At 70.3% G+C, this 15,964-nt stretch carries 15 protein-coding genes; 9 read left to right on the forward strand and 6 right to left on the reverse strand.

Translation table 11 applies throughout. The features are described from left to right. On the forward strand, positions 1-172 hold a 172-nt coding region (locus SGCZBJ_RS08245; RefSeq protein WP_276308942.1), incomplete at its 5' end, for a carboxyl transferase domain-containing protein. 315 nt (positions 173-487) lie between these two features. Continuing rightward, positions 488-1,177: a hypothetical protein gene (locus SGCZBJ_RS08250; RefSeq protein WP_101717531.1), complete on the forward strand. Its 690-nt coding sequence runs from the start codon at positions 488-490 to the stop codon at positions 1,175-1,177. Positions 1,178-1,180: 3 nt separating this feature from the next. On the opposite strand, the gene SGCZBJ_RS08255 is transcribed toward SGCZBJ_RS08250, so the two are convergent. The 3 genes from SGCZBJ_RS08255 to amaB all read right to left on the reverse strand — a co-directional run bounded on the left by SGCZBJ_RS08255 (position 1,181) and on the right by amaB (position 5,480). Continuing rightward, on the reverse strand, positions 1,181-2,812 hold the full coding sequence (locus SGCZBJ_RS08255; protein WP_101717674.1) for a Na+/H+ antiporter: 1,632 nt from the start codon (positions 2,810-2,812) through the stop codon (positions 1,181-1,183). 117 nt (positions 2,813-2,929) lie between these two features. Beyond that, positions 2,930-3,844 carry a hypothetical protein gene (locus SGCZBJ_RS08260; protein ID WP_101717532.1) on the reverse strand — a complete coding sequence of 305 codons (915 nt, stop codon included), beginning with the start codon at positions 3,842-3,844 and terminating at the stop codon, positions 2,930-2,932. A 109-nt stretch (positions 3,845-3,953) separates the two neighbouring features. After that, positions 3,954-5,480: an L-piperidine-6-carboxylate dehydrogenase gene (amaB, locus tag SGCZBJ_RS08265; protein ID WP_101717533.1), complete on the reverse strand. Its 1,527-nt coding sequence runs from the start codon at positions 5,478-5,480 to the stop codon at positions 3,954-3,956. 124 nt (positions 5,481-5,604) lie between these two features. Here amaB and SGCZBJ_RS08270 point away from each other — a divergent pair, with 124 nt between their 5' ends. From SGCZBJ_RS08270 to SGCZBJ_RS08290, 5 genes are all read left to right on the forward strand, one after another. Beyond that, a complete protein-coding gene (locus SGCZBJ_RS08270; protein WP_101717534.1) occupies positions 5,605-6,510 on the forward strand; it encodes a polyprenyl synthetase family protein in 906 nt (301 codons plus the stop codon). Then, positions 6,507-7,460: an ABC transporter ATP-binding protein gene (locus SGCZBJ_RS08275; RefSeq protein ID WP_101717535.1), complete on the forward strand. Its 954-nt coding sequence runs from the start codon at positions 6,507-6,509 to the stop codon at positions 7,458-7,460. Before SGCZBJ_RS08270 ends, SGCZBJ_RS08275 begins: the two co-directional genes overlap by 4 nt. Then, a complete protein-coding gene (locus tag SGCZBJ_RS08280; protein ID WP_101717536.1) occupies positions 7,457-8,659 on the forward strand; it encodes an ABC transporter permease in 1,203 nt (400 codons plus the stop codon). The genes SGCZBJ_RS08275 and SGCZBJ_RS08280 overlap by 4 nt, the downstream gene beginning before the upstream one ends. 75 nt (positions 8,660-8,734) lie before the next feature. Further along, the gene (locus tag SGCZBJ_RS08285; protein WP_101717537.1) at positions 8,735-9,208 is read left to right on the forward strand and encodes a sterol desaturase family protein; all 474 of its coding nucleotides are present in this window, start codon (positions 8,735-8,737) and stop codon (positions 9,206-9,208) included. Then, positions 9,208-9,552, forward strand: coding sequence for a GlpM family protein (locus SGCZBJ_RS08290; RefSeq protein ID WP_101717538.1), 345 nt, complete (start codon positions 9,208-9,210; stop codon positions 9,550-9,552). Before SGCZBJ_RS08285 ends, SGCZBJ_RS08290 begins: the two co-directional genes overlap by 1 nt. A gap of 146 nt (positions 9,553-9,698) precedes the next feature. Here the strand turns inward: SGCZBJ_RS08290 and SGCZBJ_RS08295 are convergent, their stop codons facing one another. The 3 genes from SGCZBJ_RS08295 to SGCZBJ_RS08305 form a co-directional block, all read right to left on the reverse strand. Then, on the reverse strand, positions 9,699-11,183 hold the full coding sequence (locus SGCZBJ_RS08295; RefSeq protein WP_338065446.1) for an amidohydrolase: 1,485 nt from the start codon (positions 11,181-11,183) through the stop codon (positions 9,699-9,701). Positions 11,184-11,307: 124 nt separating this feature from the next. Continuing rightward, on the reverse strand, positions 11,308-12,330 hold the full coding sequence (locus SGCZBJ_RS08300) for a FecR family protein (RefSeq protein WP_101717539.1): 1,023 nt from the start codon (positions 12,328-12,330) through the stop codon (positions 11,308-11,310). Further along, a complete protein-coding gene (locus tag SGCZBJ_RS08305; RefSeq protein WP_101717540.1) occupies positions 12,293-12,856 on the reverse strand; it encodes an RNA polymerase sigma factor in 564 nt (187 codons plus the stop codon). The genes SGCZBJ_RS08300 and SGCZBJ_RS08305 overlap by 38 nt, the downstream gene beginning before the upstream one ends. 252 nt (positions 12,857-13,108) lie before the next feature. Here SGCZBJ_RS08305 and SGCZBJ_RS08310 point away from each other — a divergent pair, with 252 nt between their 5' ends. Together SGCZBJ_RS08310 and SGCZBJ_RS08315 are read left to right on the forward strand one after the other, a co-directional pair. Then, positions 13,109-15,628 (forward strand): TonB-dependent receptor, encoded by a 2,520-nt coding sequence (locus tag SGCZBJ_RS08310; RefSeq protein ID WP_165799280.1) that lies wholly within the window; start codon positions 13,109-13,111, stop codon positions 15,626-15,628. A gap of 86 nt (positions 15,629-15,714) precedes the next feature. Beyond that, positions 15,715-15,897, forward strand: a complete 183-nt coding sequence (locus SGCZBJ_RS08315) for a hypothetical protein (RefSeq protein ID WP_101717542.1) — start codon at positions 15,715-15,717, stop codon at positions 15,895-15,897. The last annotated feature ends 67 nt before the right edge of the window (positions 15,898-15,964 follow it).

The raw sequence follows: 15,964 nt of genomic DNA on the forward strand, positions 1-15,964 counted from the left end.
GGCCGAATACAAGGACCGCTTCGCCAACCCGTTCGTGGCCGCCTCACGCGGCTATGTCGACGACGTCATCATGCCCCACGGCACCCGCAAGCGCATCGTCCGCGCCCTGCATTCGCTCAAGGGCAAGGTCCTGACCAACCCCGCAAAGAAGCACGACAACATTCCGCTCTGAAGCCCGCTCCTCCAAAGGGGGAGATTGATCGGTTTGCATTCTTATGGTTGTGTAGCTTTCCGGCTCACGCTGGGCGGGCTGATGCGACCCGGGGGGGAAGCAATGATCAATCGAGCGGGTCGCTTTATTGCGGCTATTTGCCTGGCCGGGGCTCTGAGCCTCGTCGGGCCTGGCGTTATTGCCTGGGCGCAGGCCGGCGATCAGCCGGCGGAGCAACCGGCGCCGCCCCCGGGCGAGCAGAACAAGCCGCCGCCTCAGAAACCCGACCCTGACCAGGGGACCAAGAACGTCGCGGGAGATCCCGCCGAGAGCGGCATGGCACAGCTGCAGTACGACACGGTGTTCCGCATCCTGTTCGGCGCGTTGGCCATCGCCGTGGTCCTTGAGTCGGCCCTGGCCGTGATCTTCAACTGGCGGGTCTTCCAAAACCGGTTCAGCGGCAAGAGCTGGCGCACGCCGATCGCCATCGCCTTCGGCTGGTCGATCGCCACTGGACTGAAGTTCGACATCATCGGCGCGCTCTACACCGCGATCTACGGGACCTCGGTCGGCAAGCCCGAGCTGGGTTTGGTCGGAACCTTCGTCACGGCCCTGGTGCTGGCGGGCGGCAGCGCGGGGGTGAACAACATCCTCAAGGGCCTCGGCTTCCGGCAGATTGGCTCCGGCGACGGCCCAGCGCCTAAGCCGGCCAAGACCGAGGCCTGGCTCAGCGTCACTCTGCAGCGGCGCGAGGCCGTCGGCCCGGTGCAGGTGCTGGTGGATGACGGCCAGCAGACCGTGCTGGTTGGGATGATCAGCGGCGTGAAGCCGCCGCCGGAGTGGGTGACGGATTTCGTCGCCAACAAGGTGCGCTTCCCGTCCTATGGCGGTCATAGCCTGGCCCTGGGCAAAACCTACACCGTCTCGCTCAGCGGGGTCGACAAGGCCGGGAATGCGATCAGCAAGACGTGGACGCCGTTCACCCCTGGCGCCGGGGCGATCATCGACGTCGTGCTGACGCTCTGAGCGTCAGATCCGCAGGCGCGCCTCGGCCAGGTCGAGTTCGCGGGTCAGCTTGGACTGGATGGCGCCGTCCACGGCCCGTTGGCGAAGCAGCGTGTGCAGGGCCTGGCGTTCGGCCTGAACGGCGACCAGCCGAACCTCCTTTTCGAAGCCCCGGCCGCGCCGGGCGGCCAGCGCCACCTCGCCGGTCTGGGTCAGGCCGTCCAGGCGGTCGCGATAGATGTCGACCACCCGGGCCGAGGCCGTCTGGAAGTCGGCGTCGGCGGCGTGGGGCGAAGACGACTGCATGTGCTCGATCGCCTGGACGGCGGCGATCGCCAGGGTCGCCCTGGCGCGCTCGGCATCTTCCAGGCCGGCCGTCTCGGGCGGCAGTTGCAGGTTCTTCATCAGCAGCGGCAGGGCGACGCTGGAGATCAGCAGCGACAGCACGATCACGCCGGCCGCCAGGAAGATGGCGAGGTCCCGGGCAGGGAACGCCTCGCCCGCGGCGGTGACCAGCGGCAGGGTCAGCACGCCGGCCAGGGTGATGGCGCCCCGCGCGCCCGCGCAGGCCGTGGCGGTGATGATCTTCCAGTCCGGGCTGGCGCGGTCCTCGCCCCGGCGACGGGCCCGCAGCAGGGTCAGCTTCAGCGAGCCCCACACCCAGGCGAAGCGCAGCACGCCCAGGCTGAGCGTGATGACCACGACATAGATCGCCAGCCACCAGGGCTCGTGATGGCCGGTGGTGCGGACGGTCTCGACCGCTCCGGCCAGGATCGACGGCAGCTGTTCGCCCAGCAGCACGAAGATCACGCCGTTGGCGGTGAACTGCAGGGTGTCCCAGACCATGTTGCGGCGAACGCGCGTGGCCGCCACGGTCTGGCGGGCCACTTCCGAGAAGCTCATGGCCACGCCGGCCGCGACGGCGGCCAGGATGCCCGAGGCGTGGACCTTTTCGGCCAGCAGGTAGGCGGCGAAGGGGATGAGCAGGCTGACCAGGGTCTGGGGACCGGCGTCCTCGGCGCCGGCGCGGGTCAGCCAGGCGTTCAGGGTGGTGACGACCAGGGTGGTGACCACGCCGATGGCCACGCCCGCCAGGGCCACCCAGGCGAAGTTCAGCACCGCCTCGTGCAGCACGAAGCTGCCGGTCAGGGCTGCGGCGATGGCGAAGCGCAGGCAGACCAGGCCCGAGGCGTCGTTCAGCAGCGACTCGCCCTCGAGGATGTGCATCAGGCGCTTGGGGATCGGCACCCGCTGGGCGATGGCCGACACCGCGATCGGGTCGGTGGGCGAGATCACCGCGGCCAGGGCGAAGGCCACGGCCAGCGGCATGGGCGGGATCATCCAGTGGATCAGGAAGCCGACCCCGACCACGGTCAGCACCACCAGCCCCAGGGCCAGCTCGAGGATGATCGGCAAGTCCTTGAAGAACTCGTCCTTGGGAATGCGCCAGCCGTCGAGGAACAGCAGCGGCGGCAGGAACAGCAGGAAGAAGAGGTGCGGGTCGAGCGAGACCGGCGTCTTGGTGACCATCGCGATCATGGCGCCCAGGCCGATCTGCACCAGGGGTGCGGGGACGGCGAGGGGAAGGAACCGGGCGGCCGCGCCGCTCAATACGACGGCGGCCAGAAGGGCCAGGACGATCTCGACAGTCTGCACGCTCACCTCATCACCGTTTGGGTGGAGTTACCCTAGGGTGATGCGTCCAGGGATGCGACCCATAAAGCCCCCCGCTCACGGACCAGCCGGAGCGGGGGCAGGGCGCCCATGCGGATGTCAGGCGTCGACCGCCTCACGCGCCGAGGCCGAGGCGCCGAGGCCCGCGTTGATCGCGGCGGCATAGTCGGCCGGCGTCGGGCCGCCGGTGGGCTCGGTCGAGAAGATGCCGCTGCTGTTCCACAGGAAGCCGCCGGTGATCCCCGAGCCGGCCAGTTGCGAGAACATCTGCTGGATGTAGGAGGGATCGCCGCCCTGCGCGCCCTCGACGGCATAGCCGGGCACGATGAAGGCGTAGGGATTGGCGACGCCGGTGTTGGGCGTCTGCTGCACGGCCTTGGCCCACTGGGTCGGGTCGTTGCCGGCCCCGCCGGCGTAGCATTGCAGGTTCATCCACTTGACGATCTGCCGGCTGTTGTTCTGGGCGTAGACGTCGGCCAGGCAACCGGTCCAGAAGCTCGACTGCATGTAGGGGCAGTAGGTGGCGTAGAGGCCCAGCGAGCCGACATCCAGCGTCAGGGTGACGATCATCTTCTGGGTTTCGTCGCCATAGACGCCCTCGTAGTCGAAATCCACGCCGGTGATCCCGAAGGTCGATTGCAGGACGGCGAGGTTCGTCTTCACCTGGTCGCGCGCGCCGAGCCAGGCGGTGAAGTCGCTGGTGGTGCCCCAGGCGCCGACCGAGACGATCAGGTCGCGCACGCTGCCGCCGCTCATCAGCTGCTTCACCAGGGCCGGATAGTCGGGATTGACGCCGCTCGAGCCGTCGGTAGCGTACTTGATCTGGCCTTTGCTGACGAACAGCGTGTCGTTCAGATAAAGGTCGCCGCCGTCATGGATGTGGATCGACCACAGGATCACGGTGGTGATCCCCTGGTTCAGCTGCTGCGCCTGCGTCGTGTAGGGCACGGGCGGGGTGGGATAGCCGTCCTGAAACAGGCCGTTGCCGTAGATGGCGATGGGATAGGCCGACATGACGTTTGCCTCCGGCTCGGGAATGAGCGGAGCGCACGCTATGAGTGGATGCAATTTCAGGGTGTGATTTTCTTCACTCTCGCAAAAAGTTTACATGGCTCAGCTTGTCCTACAGGTCGAACCGCACGCCCTGGGCAAGCGGCAGGGCGCCGGAATAGTTCACGGTGGCGGTCTGGCGGCGCATGTACTGCTTCCAGGCGTCCGAGCCGCTTTCACGCCCGCCGCCGGTTTCCTTCTCGCCGCCGAACGCCCCGCCGATCTCGGCCCCCGACGGGCCGATATTGACGTTGGCTATGCCGCAGTCGCTGCCCCAGGGACCCATGAACGCCTCGGCCTCGCGGACGTCGTTGGTCATCACGCAGGACGACAGGCCCTGGGGGACGTCGTTCTGCATCGCCACCGCGTCGTCGAACTCGGCATAGGGCACGACATGGAGCAGCGGCGCGAAGGTCTCGCGGGCCATGCCGGCGGTCGGCGCGGGCAGGCGGGCCAGGGCGGGGCGGACGTAGAACGCCTCGGGCGCCTGCGCCTCGTTCAGCCGCTCGCCGCCGGTGACCACCGCGCCGTCGGCCCGGGCCTGGTCCAGAGCGTGGACGAAGGTCTCGTAAGCCGCCCTGTCGACCAGCGGGCCCAGCAACACGCCGTCCTGGCGCGGATCGCCGGCCGGCAGGCGCGCGAAGGCGGCCTCGACCGCGTCGGCGACCTTGTCGACCAGGCTCTCGTGCACGATCAGCCGGCGCAGGGACGTGCAGCGCTGGCCGGCGGTGCCGGCGGCCGAGAACACGATGGCGCGCAAGGCCAGCGACAGGTCGGCGGTGGGGGTGACGATCATGGCGTTGTTGCCGCCCAGCTCCAGGATCGACCGGCCGAAGCGTTCGGCGACGACGGGCGCCAGGGCCTTGCCCATTCGGGTCGAGCCGGTGGCGCTGACCAGCGGGATGCGCGGATCGCGCGCCAGGCGCTCGCCGGCGTCGCGGCCGCCCAGCACCACCGATGACAGGCCGGCCGGCGCCTCGTCGCTGAAGCGGGCGATCGCGCGATCCAGCAGGGCCTGGGCGGCCAGGGCCGTCAGCGGCGTCTTCTCCGACGGCTTCCAGATCACCGGATCGCCGCAGACTAGGGCGAGGCACGCGTTCCACGCCCAGACGGCGACGGGGAAGTTGAAGGCGCTGATGACGGCGACAGGCCCCAGCGGGTGCCAGGTCTCGCGCATGGCGTGGCCGGGGCGCTCCGAGGCGATCGTGAGGCCGTGCAGCTGGCGCGACAGGCCGACGGCGAAGTCGCAGATGTCGATCATCTCCTGCACCTCGCCGGCGCCTTCGGAGGCGATCTTGCCGGCCTCGAGCGTGACCAGGGCGGACAGATCGGCCTTGGCCGCGCGCAGCTCCTCGCCAAGCAGGCGGACCAGCTCGCCCCGGCGCGGGGCCGGAACGCAGCGCCAGGCGCGGAAAGCGCGGGCGGCGCCCGCGACCTTGGCCTCGATGGCCCTGGCGTCGTCGAAGGCGACATGGGCCAGGGTCGAGCCGTCGATCGGCGTGCGCACGGCGGTCCCGCCGTCGGCGGAAAGGCCGGTGACGCCCAGGCGAGCCAGGATCTCGCGGGCGTGGTCGGCGGGAGAGGGCAGGGGCTTGGACATGCCGCCATGGACGCGCCGCCGACGGCCGGGGTCAAGAGCCGCCGGCTGCGCGCTCGGGTTGACGCCGCGACAGGGCGCCTTCAAATGACTCGCTCCTGGAGGGGCGGGGAGCTCGACTCGCGAGATGGACGATCAGGTCGCCTTGCAACAGGGACTGCTGACGCGGGTGGAAAGCCTGCGGGCGCGCGTCGACCGCCGCCTGGCCGAGCTGGCGCCGGCGCATGGCGCCGCGCCGGACCGCCTGGTCGAGGCCGTGCGCTATTCGCTGCTGGCGCCGGGCAAGCGCTTCCGCCCGATGCTGACCCTGCTGGCCGCCGAGGCGTTCGGCGCCAATGACGGCGCGGCGCTCGACGCGGCCTGCGCCTTCGAGATGATCCACGCCGCCTCGCTGATCCTCGACGACCTGCCGGCCATGGACGACGCGGGGCTGCGCCGCGGCCTGCCGACCATCCACCGCGCCTTCGACGAGGCCACGGCCATCCTCGCGGGCGTCGGCCTCCTGAACCAGGCCTATGCCGTGATCGCCGACGACAAGCGGCTTTCGGGCGACCTGCGCGCCGAGATCTGCGGCCGCGCCGCGCAGGCCGTGGGCTTCATGGGGCTGGTGGCTGGCCAGGCCCGCGACCTGCTCGACCGCGACCAGTTGCGCGACATGAGCCAGATCGACCGCCTGAACCATGAGAAGACCGGCGTGCTGATCATCGCCGCCGCCCAGGTTGGAGCGTTGATCGGCGGCGCCGACGAGGCGGCCGTCGAGCAGGTGGGCGAGTTCGCCCGCCGGGTGGGCCTGGCCTTCCAGATCCGCGACGACATCCTCGACGCCGAAGGTTCGACCGAGGCGGCCGGCAAGGATGTCGGCAAGGACGCCGCCATGACCACAGCCGTCTCGCGCCTGGGCCTCTCCGGCGCCCGCGCGGCCATGGAAGAGCACCTGGCCGCGGCCGAAGCCGCCTTGGCCGCGGCCGGCGGCGGCGGCCTCCTGGGGGCCTATGCCGGACGGCTGTTCGCCGCGCGCAAGGCGGCGGCGTGAATCCAGAGCCTGTTCTGGCGGCCCCCATTCTCGTGGCTGAAGGCGTGGTGCGATCCTATGGCGACCGCCGCGTGCTCAAGGGCGTCGACCTGTCGCTGCGTCCGGGCGAGATCTACGCGCTGCTGGGCCACAACGGAGCGGGCAAGACCACCCTGGTGCGGGCCATCTGCGGCCGGCTGCGGCCCGACGCGGGCAGCGTGCTGCTGAACGGCGCCGACCCGGCGCGCGTCCCCGCCGCCCGGGCCGGGCTCGGGCTCGTGCCGCAGGAGATCGCCCTCTACGCCAACCTGTCGGTGCGCGAGAACATCGAGACCTTCGCGACCCTGGCCGGCGTGCCGCGCGGCAAGGTTCCGGCCGCCGTGCGCCGGGCCATGGAGCTGACCCGCACGCTCGATCGCGCCGATGCGCCGGTCCGCACCCTGTCGGGCGGCTTCCAGCGTCGCGCCAACATCGCCGCCGCCATCGTCCATCAGCCGACCCTGCTGATCCTCGACGAGCCCACGGTGGGGGTCGACATCGACGCCCGCGAGGCCGTCGACGCGGTGATCCGCGACCTGCGCGGCCTGGGCGTGGCGGTGCTGATCGTCACCCACGACCTCGATCAGGCCGGGGCCCTGGCCGACCGCGTCGGCTTCCTGCGCGACGGGTCGATGGTGCTCGAGGGCGAGCCTCGCGCCCTGGTGGCCGAGGCCTTCGGCGACCAGATGGAGATCCTGGTCCATCTCGCGGACGGCCTCGACATGGCCGGCGAGATCCACCTCGCCGCCGAAGGCTTGGAGCCCACCCGCCGTCCCGGCGTCTGGACCCGGCTGGACAGCGGCGGCTACGGGGCGGCGGGGCGGCTGGATGCGCGGTTGCGCCAGCTGGGCCTGACCCCGCGCGAGATCCGCGTGCGCCAGCCGTCGCTGGCCAACCTGTTCAGCCTGGTCGCCGAGCGGAAGGCCGCATGAGCGGGCGGCTGGCCATGTCGCTGGCGATGATGCGGGTCATGGCGCTGGAGCTGTGGCGCGACCGCGCGGCCCTGGTCATGACCTTCCTGCTGCCGCCGCTGGTGTTCCTGATCTTCTCGTCGGTGTTCGCCGGAACCTCGGGCGACAATCTTCAGCCCAAGCTGGCGGTCGCCGACCTGGCCAAGACCGACGCCTCGCGCCGGGTCGCCGCCGCGCTGCTGAAGAGCCCCGAACTGCGGGCCGAGACCGCCCCCGACGCGGCGGCGGTGCGCTCGCGCGTCAAGTCGGGCCAGGTCGACGCGGGCCTGGTGATCCGCGCCGATCCCGCCCAGCCTGGCAAGCCATTCCTGATCGTCGCCGATCCCTCGCGGGCCGTCGCGGCGCCCTTGGCCCAGGCCCGCACCCAGCAGGCCCTGGCCGCCGCCGCGCCCGACGCGGCCCTGCGCCGGTCGGTCGACTCCGTCGCGCCGGCCCTGGGCGAGCTGACGCCCGTGCAGTCGGCCCGCATCGACGCCGCCGCGGCGCAGCTGCGCGAGAAGCCTCAGCCCGTGAAGGACGACCTTTTCGACCGCGAGGACATCGCCGGCGCTCACAAGGGCGGGGCGGTGATCGCCTACTACGCCGGCGCGGTGATGATCCTGTTCGCCCTGTTCTCGGCCATGCAGGGGGCGCTGTCGCTGATGGAGGAGCGCCGCGCCGGGGTCGCCGACCGCCTGCTGGCGGGCGTGGCCGGCATGGGGCCGGTGGTCACCGGCAAGTTCCTGTTCCTGACCGCCCAGGCCTTCGTCCAGGCGGTGATGATCTTCGTGGTGGCGCAAGGCGTCTACGGCGTCGAGGCCTTGCAGCACTTCGTCCTCTGGCTGCCCACCACGCTTGCGGCCGGCGTCTGCTCGGCGGGCCTGGCGCTGGGGCTCGTCTCGCTGTGCCGCACGCGTGACCAGGCCCAGATGCTGTCGACCTTCGTGATCCTGGTGCTGGCGGCGATCGGCGGCAGCATGGCCCCGCGCTTTCTCATGCCCGCTTGGCTGCAGAGCCTGGGCTGGCTGACGCCCCACGCCTGGGTGATCGACGCCTATCAGGCCGTGCTCTGGCGCGACGCCGGGATCGCGGCCGTGTATAAGGCCTGGATCGTGCTGGCCGCCGTGGGCGCGGCGGGCCTGCTCGTGGCCCAGGCCCTGTCGCGCGATCCGCAGCGCTAGGACTTTGCGCTAGAACAAGGACGGGAGCCGAAAGCCTGTTGCAGTCAGGTCGCCGGCTCTGGAGTTAGAAAAGCGATGGTCACCTTCGGTCTCAAGGTCGCGCTGTTCCTGGCGGCCTTCGCCTTCATGGAAGGCTTCGCCTGGTTCACCCACAAGTACGTCATGCACGGCTTCGGTTGGATCTGGCACCGTTCGCACCACGAGCCGCGCCACGGCGCCTTCGAGCTGAACGACCTGTTCGCGGTGGTCTTCGCCGCCCCGGCCATCGTCGCCATCTATTTCGGGACCAACGGCTATCCCTGGCTGCTGCCGATCGGCCTGGGGATCACCGCCTATGGCGCGGTCTATTTTATCTTTCACGACGGCATGGTGCACCAGCGCTTCAAGGTGCCGCTGGGCAAGTCGGCCTACTGGAAGCGCCTGATCCAGGCCCACCGCATCCATCACGCCGTGCACACCAAGGAGGGGGCGGTGTCGTTCGGCTTCCTGCTGGCCCGGCCGATCCGCGAGCTGAAGGCCAAGCTGAAGGCGCGGGGCGTCCAGGCCTGATGCCGCCGCTGCTTGTCGAGGTCCTTTGGAAGGGGCTGCTGGGCGGTCTCGTCACCGCCCTGATCGTGCTGGCGTCCAAGAAGGGCGACGTGCTGCCCGGCATCCTGCCGCTGGCCCCGACCTTCGCGATCATCGCCCTCTTGGCCGTCGGCTCCAAGGGCGAGGCGGGCGGTTTCCGCACCGCGTGCCTGGCCGGCGCCAAGACCATTCCGGCCTATCTCGTCTTCCTGGGCGTCTCGTGGCTGCTGGTCGACCGCGTCGACTACCGCCTGGCCATTCTCGGCGGGCTGGCCGCCTGGCTGGTCGCGGCGTTGGCGATCTTCCCGGCGCCGAAGTTCCTGTGAGCCAAACCCTCCCCCCTAAGGGGGAGGTGGCCCGTAGGGCCGGAGGGGGGAAAGGGCTCCGATGGCGAGGTCCGGCCCGACCTTCGCAATCACATCCCCCTCCGTCGCCTCCGGCGACACCTCCCCCTTCAGGGGGAGGGTTTAGATTACTCCGCGCCGCCGGCCTTGCGGTAGTCGAGCGGGGGCTTCCGGTCGCCGACCATGGCCTTGTACTGGAAGCCGTCGCCGCGGCGGGCGTTCAGCTCGGTCTTGGCGTCGGCGATCAGCTTGGGGTTCATGAACAGCTCGGCGCCGGTGATCGACAGGGTCTTGGCCGCGACGGCCGCGCCCTTGAGGCCGATCGTCGAGCCGGCCGCCGCCACGTTCTGCCAGCTGTGGCCGGCCGAGCCCGGGACGAAGGTCGCGGTCGACAGGCCCACGGTCGGCGTCACCCACGAGATGTCCGACACGTCGGTCGAGCCGCCGACGCCGCCCTTGGTGTCGGCCGGAGCGTAGGACTGGACCTTGCCCACCGAGGCCAGGTCGCCGCCGCCGCCGTTCAGGCTCTTGGCCAGGGTCTTGGCGAACTCGGTCTCTTCCGGCGTCCAGGTGATGCCGCCCACGCTGGTCAGGCTGTCATGCATCACCTTGCCCAGCACGTCGTTGGGCAGCAGGTTGTAGACGCCGCCGGTCTGCTCGAACTCGACCGTGGTCTCGGTGGCCATGGCCGCGCCGTCGGCCGCCTTCTTGATGCGGTCCATGACGCTGACCACGATCTTCGGGTCGCTGTTGCGGACGTAGTAGTAGACCTCGGCGAAGTCGGGCACGACGTTGGGGGCCTTGCCGCCGTTGGTGATCACGTAGTGGATGCGCGTGCCGTCGGGAATGTGCTCGCGCATGAAGTTGGCGGCGGTGTCCAGCACCTCCACGCCGTCCAGGGCCGAGCGGCCGGCCCACGGCGCGCCCGAGGCGTGCGAGGACTTGCCGCGGAAGCGGAACTTGCCGCTGATATTGGCCATCGAGGTGCCTTGGCGGGCCGAGTTCTCGTTGCCCGGGTGCCAGTGCAGCGTCACGTCGACGTCGTTGAACAGGCCTTCACGCACCATGTAGACCTTGCCCGAACCGCCTTCTTCGGCCGGGGTGCCGTAGACGCGAATCTCGCCCTGCACTTTGTTCTGGATCATCCACTCCTTGAGGGCGACCGCGCCGGCCACCGAGGCCGCGCCGAACAGGTTGTGGCCGCAACCGTGGCCGTTGTCGGTCTCGGGGCGTGGGGTCTTGGTCGGGGCGGCGGCCTGCGACAGGCCCGGCAGGGCGTCGAACTCGGCCAGGATGGCGATCACCGGGCCCTTGCCCTGCTTGAAGCTGGCGACGAAGGCGGTCGGCTCGTCGGCGACGCCCGCGTTTACCGTGAAGCCGGCGGTCTTCAGCTGCTCCTGCAGCACGTTCGAGCTCTTGGTCTCCAGGTAGCCCAGCTCGGCGTAGTCCCAGATCTTCAGGGCCGCTTCGTTCATCTGCGGGGTGTAGGCGTCGACGTTCGCCTTCAGTTGGGTCTTTTGCGCGGCGTTCAGCGGCGCGGCGATGGCGCTGCCGGCCATCAGCATGGAAACGCCAACCAGCCCGGCGGCGGCGGTCTTGAGGATCGAAGTCACGAAAAGCCTCCCTGCAAACGGCGCGAACGGCGCCGCTGTCCTTATTCATGACGCAGGGTGGAGGCGGTTCCTCAACTTGGGACCACAATTCCCTCTCTCTCTCTTTGAGAGAGGGAAGCAAGCCTTACGGCGAAACCAGGACGATCTCACCGCCTTGGCCGGTCTTGGCCTTGGCTGCGCCATAGGCGCTGAGCGCGTCGACGAAGCCGGAGACGTCGCCGGTCTTGAAGCGGCCGCTCATCGGGGTCGAAGCCACGCGCGGCGAGTCGATGCGGATCTTGCGCACCGAATAGCGGTTCAGCTCGCCGACGATCTCGGCCAGCGGCTGGTTGTCGAAGGTGACGCTGCCGTCGCGCCAGCTGGTCAGGGCGGCCACGTCGGCGGCGGCCACGGCCCAGGTCGAGCCGGCCTGCTGTTCCAGGCGCGAGCCGGGCAGAAGGTCGACGCTGTTGTGGGCGACCGGGTCGGCGACGCGGATCTTGCCTTCCAGCAGGCTGACCGACCACTTGCCCGGGTCGATGCGCACGTTGAAGGCCGTGCCCAGGGCCGTGACCGTGCGCCCGTCGGCGGTGACCACGAAGGGGCGCTGCGGGTTCTTGGCGACCTGGAAGAAGGCCTCGCCGCGATCCAGCGTCAGAGCGCGGCGAGCGCCCCATTCGGTGACGCGCAGAACCGAGTCGGTCGACAGGGTGGCGATCGAGCCGTCGGCCAGGGTGACGATCTTCTGCTCGCCGACGCCGGTGCGGTAGACGGCCTGGGCCGTCTGCGCGGGCGCGACGGCGGGGGCGTGGTCCGAGGGCGCGGCGGCCAGCCACAGGGCTGTGCCGAAGCCGCCGGCGGTGACCAGGGCGGCGACGGCCGCGGCCCAGCGCACCTGCGGACGGGCGCGACGGCGCTGGTCGGCGGCCAGGTCGGCCTTCAGGCGGGCGCGGGCGGCGACAATCTCGGGCTCGTCGGTCAGGGCGCCCAGGCGGGCCCAGGCGTCCGAGGCTGAGGCGTAGGCGTCCTTGTTGGCCGGATCGGCCTTCAGCCAGGAATCGAAATCACGCCGCAGGGAAAGATCGTTCGGCCGATGCTGCAGGCGCGCGACCCATTCCGCGGCGTCCGGTTCACCGGAAGAAGCCAGGTTTGGGACGGTGTGGCGCATCGTGTTCCTGCAGGCGGCTCGTCAGGTGCTTGAGAGCCTTGGCGACGTGTTTTTCGACCGCGCTGACGGAGAGTCCCAGTTGAGCGGCCGCCGCCTTGTAACTCATGCCTTCAAATCGGACGAGCATGAATGCAGCGCGCGTCCTTAAGGGAAGGTCACCGAGGGCGGCCGCGGCGACAGCGGCCTGCTCCTTGGCTTGCAGGATACGGTCCGGCGACAGTTCGTCGAGGGGGTGATGAACCTCCTCCAGTTCACAATGGGCCTGCCGTTTGCGGACGGTGTCGCGGCGCCGGCGGTCCAACAGCACGTTGGTGGCGGTCTGGAAAATAAAGCTGCCGAGATTGGCCACTTCGCCGCCGTCACGGCGGTTGTGCAGCCGGAGGAGCACCTCCTGCACGAGATCGTCGACCTCGCCGCCTTCCACTCTTCGGCGGAAGAAAGCCTTCAGGGCCTGCTGGTAGGGCAGGGAAGCATGGGCCAGGCCCTCGCTTCCACGCGCTCCAGCGGCAAGATTCGCCAGCGCCATTCGTCGTCCCCGACACAACGAGTCTTTTTTGTTGCGATCATTCGTCAGCAGCGTGACGGCGCGGTCAACCCACACTCTCGCACTTGCCGTCGGGGCGCCCCGCCTGCCAGATTATCAGGCAGAGTCTTCCGCACGGTCCCCCTGGCCCGGGCGAGGGGGCCGGATCGCCGGTCAACGGCGACGAGGGGACTGGCTTTGGCGAACGCAGCAGTGAAGGAAGGGGCGCTGCCGCGTACTGGAGCCCCGGGGGTATTGCACACACGTCATCGCCGCTGCGCGCTCGCCGGTTGGCTGGCGCTCGCCGCGTTCGCGACCCCCGTGGTCGCGGCGGCCGCGCCGCGCCGCGTCGACATCGCCGCCGGCACGCCGATGGCCCGCGCCCTGACCGCCTTCTCCGCCCAGACCGACATCGAGATCCTGTTCAATCCGGCCCTGGTCACGGGCCTGCGCGCGCCGCGCGTGCGGGGCCGGATGGAGGCAGACGAGGCCCTTGAGCGCCTTCTTGCCGGCTCGGGCCTGGTCGCCCGCCGCCATGGCGGACGGCTGCTGATCGAGCGCGGCGCGCCCGAGCGTCCGTCGCCGCCGGCCCCGCGGGCCGCGCCGATGGTCTCGGCCGAGGTCGATGCGGTGATGGTCACCGCCCTGCGCCGCGCCACCGCCGAGCAGAACACGCCGCTGTCGATCCGGGTGGTCAGCGGCGAGGCGCTGAAGGCCACCGGCGCCGTCACCTTCGAGCGCGTCGCCCAGCGCCTGCCGGGCCTGACGCTGACCAGCACGGGCGTGGGCCGCATGCGCATGACCCTGCGCGGCGTCTACGGTTCGGGCGAGGCGACGACCGCCCTCTATTACAACGACATCCCGGTCTCGGGGCCCAGCGGCACCACGGCCGATCCCGGCGGCTCGTTCCCCGACCTGCTGCTGGTCGATGTCGACCGGCTGGAGGTGCTGCGCGGGCCGCAGGGCACGCTCTACGGATCCAGCGCCATGGGCGGGGCCATGAAGGTGGCCTTCAACCGCGCCGACCCGTCGCGCGACCAGATGGGGTTGGAGGTCGAGGGCGGGGTGGTCGGCGGACGGGCCGGCGGCGCGGTCACCGTCGTCGCCAACAAGGCCTTCGCCGACGATCGCGCGGCCGTGCGCCTGACCGCCTATCGCCGCGACGAGGCGGCCTTCTCCGACAACGCCCGCCTGGGCCTGCAAGGCGTCAACGCCGGACGCACGGTCGGCGGGCGCCTGGCGGCGGTCTGGCGGCCCAGCGACGCGATGCGCTTCGACCTGCTGCTGGCCGGCCAGGATTCGCGCCTGAACGACACCGGCGCCGGCGCGCCGGGAGAGCCTTCGCACGTCTCACGGAACTTCGTCCGCACACCCTTCGACAGCGAGGTGTGGTTCGGGGCGCTGTCGATGGAGAGCCGGCTGCCGGGCGTGCGCTTCTCGGCCTCGCTGGCCCACTACCAGTGGAACAACACCCGCCAGATCGACTACACTGGCACCTTGCAGGCCGAGCGCGGCAGCGCCGCCGGCTGCGCCCGCTGGCTGGCCCTGCGTTCGGGCCTCGCCTGCGACGCCGGCCAGATGGGGGGCTACGCGTCCTACGTCGACAGCCGCACGCCGGGCCTGCTGTACCAGCCCATCGACCTGACCGCCGACGTGCGCGAGGCGCGCCTGACCTCCGATCGCGACGGGCCGTTGCAATGGACGGTCGGCGTGTTCTCCGAGACCCGCAGCGACACCATCGACAGCCAGGTGCGCGTGGCCGATCCCGTCACCGGCCTGCCGGTGGACGCGGCCGGCTTCACCGGCCGGCGCATCGTCGACACTCGCCTCGATCAGGTGGCGGTTTACGGCGAGGCGACCCTGGCCGTCGACGACCGCTCCGACATCACCATCGGCGCCCGCCGCTTCTCCTACGACAAGAAGACCGTCGGCGAGGTGCTGGTGGTCAATGTCATCTCCGACACTTCCGGCGGCAATTTCCGCAACCGGGTCGAGGAGGACGGCTGGAGCGTCAAGGGCGTGGCCTCGCGCCGCTTCACCCCGCGCCTGATGGGCTACATGCAGGTCTCGCAGGGCTTCCGGCCCGGCGGCGTAAACACTGCGCCGGGCCTGCCGTCGGCCCTGCAGGGCTACGGCTCCGACACGCTGTGGAACCGCGAGCTGGGCCTGAAGTCCCGCTGGCTGGAGGGGGGGCTGTCGGCGAACCTGGCCGTCTACAGCATCGACTGGCGCGACATGCAGTATTCAGCGACCAGCGAGAACGGCGCCTTCGCCTTCGTCACCAACCTGGGCCGCGCGCGCATCGACGGCGTCGAGTTCGACGCCACCTGGAGCCGGGGCGGCTCGAAGGTCGGGTTCAACTTCGCCGCCACCGAGGCGGTGCTGACCCAGGACCAGACCACCGGCGCCATGGCGGGCCTGGGCCGCGAGGGCGACCACCTGCCGGCCGTGCCGCGCACGGCTTTCACCCTGTGGGGCGAGACCCGCCGCGAACTGGCCGGCGGCGCCAGCCTGATCCTCAACGGCTCGGCCGCCTATGTCGGCGAGTCGCGCTCGACCTTCGAGTCCGTCAGTCCCGGTTCTGGCCGTGATCTCGGCGGCGTGACCCTGATCGACGGCCGCATGGCGATCGAGGTCGGCCGGCGCTCGGTCGGGGTGTTCGTCGAGAACCTGCTCGACTCCGACGCCCCACTGTTCATCACCGCCGGACGCCTGCCCCAATCGTTCTCGCCCCAGCCGCGCCGCGTGGGGCTGAGTCTGCGCTTCGCCTATTGAGCGAATTTTTCGCCTTTTGGGCGAGCCGTGTTAACCTTCCGCTACGCGCCCGTCAGAGGCGCCTGATCGTCAGGGAGGTTAGAGCCATGGCCCACGCCATGCGTGTTTCCGCGCGTCCCGTGTTCTTCAGAAAGTGCGACGTCAACAAGCCCGAAGGCTCCGAGCTTCGCCACGCCGGCCCCTGCATCCAGTGGGATCGCGTCGGCATCGTCGCCCTGGTGCTGCTGTTCGGGGCGGGCCTGGCGACCTTCGCCTACGCAGCCTTCTAGAAACCCTTCGCGGCCGGTGTTTTCCAAGGTGACGGCCTGACCGCCGCCGCGCATGCTCGCGTCCGGA

Source organism: Caulobacter zeae, from assembly GCF_002858925.1.
In the GTDB taxonomy this organism is placed as follows: domain Bacteria; phylum Pseudomonadota; class Alphaproteobacteria; order Caulobacterales; family Caulobacteraceae; genus Caulobacter; species Caulobacter zeae.

Bases quoted from the DNA above. Each gene is read 5' to 3' on its own strand.
- SGCZBJ_RS08250 (WP_101717531.1), top strand. From the start codon at position 488: ATGGCACAGCTGCAGTACGACACGGTGTTCCGCATCCTGTTCGGCGCG.
- amaB (WP_101717533.1), bottom strand. From the start codon at position 5,480: ATGTCCAAGCCCCTGCCCTCTCCCGCCGACCACGCCCGCGAGATCCTG.
- SGCZBJ_RS08300 (WP_101717539.1), bottom strand. From the start codon at position 12,330: ATGCGCCACACCGTCCCAAACCTGGCTTCTTCCGGTGAACCGGACGCC.
- SGCZBJ_RS08280 (WP_101717536.1), top strand. From the start codon at position 7,457: ATGAGCGGGCGGCTGGCCATGTCGCTGGCGATGATGCGGGTCATGGCG.
- SGCZBJ_RS08285 (WP_101717537.1), top strand. From the start codon at position 8,735: ATGGTCACCTTCGGTCTCAAGGTCGCGCTGTTCCTGGCGGCCTTCGCC.
- SGCZBJ_RS08305 (WP_101717540.1), bottom strand. From the start codon at position 12,856: ATGGCGCTGGCGAATCTTGCCGCTGGAGCGCGTGGAAGCGAGGGCCTG.
- SGCZBJ_RS08290 (WP_101717538.1), top strand. From the start codon at position 9,208: ATGCCGCCGCTGCTTGTCGAGGTCCTTTGGAAGGGGCTGCTGGGCGGT.
- SGCZBJ_RS08260 (WP_101717532.1), bottom strand. From the start codon at position 3,844: ATGTCGGCCTATCCCATCGCCATCTACGGCAACGGCCTGTTTCAGGAC.
- SGCZBJ_RS08270 (WP_101717534.1), top strand. From the start codon at position 5,605: ATGGACGATCAGGTCGCCTTGCAACAGGGACTGCTGACGCGGGTGGAA.
- SGCZBJ_RS08315 (WP_101717542.1), top strand. From the start codon at position 15,715: ATGGCCCACGCCATGCGTGTTTCCGCGCGTCCCGTGTTCTTCAGAAAG.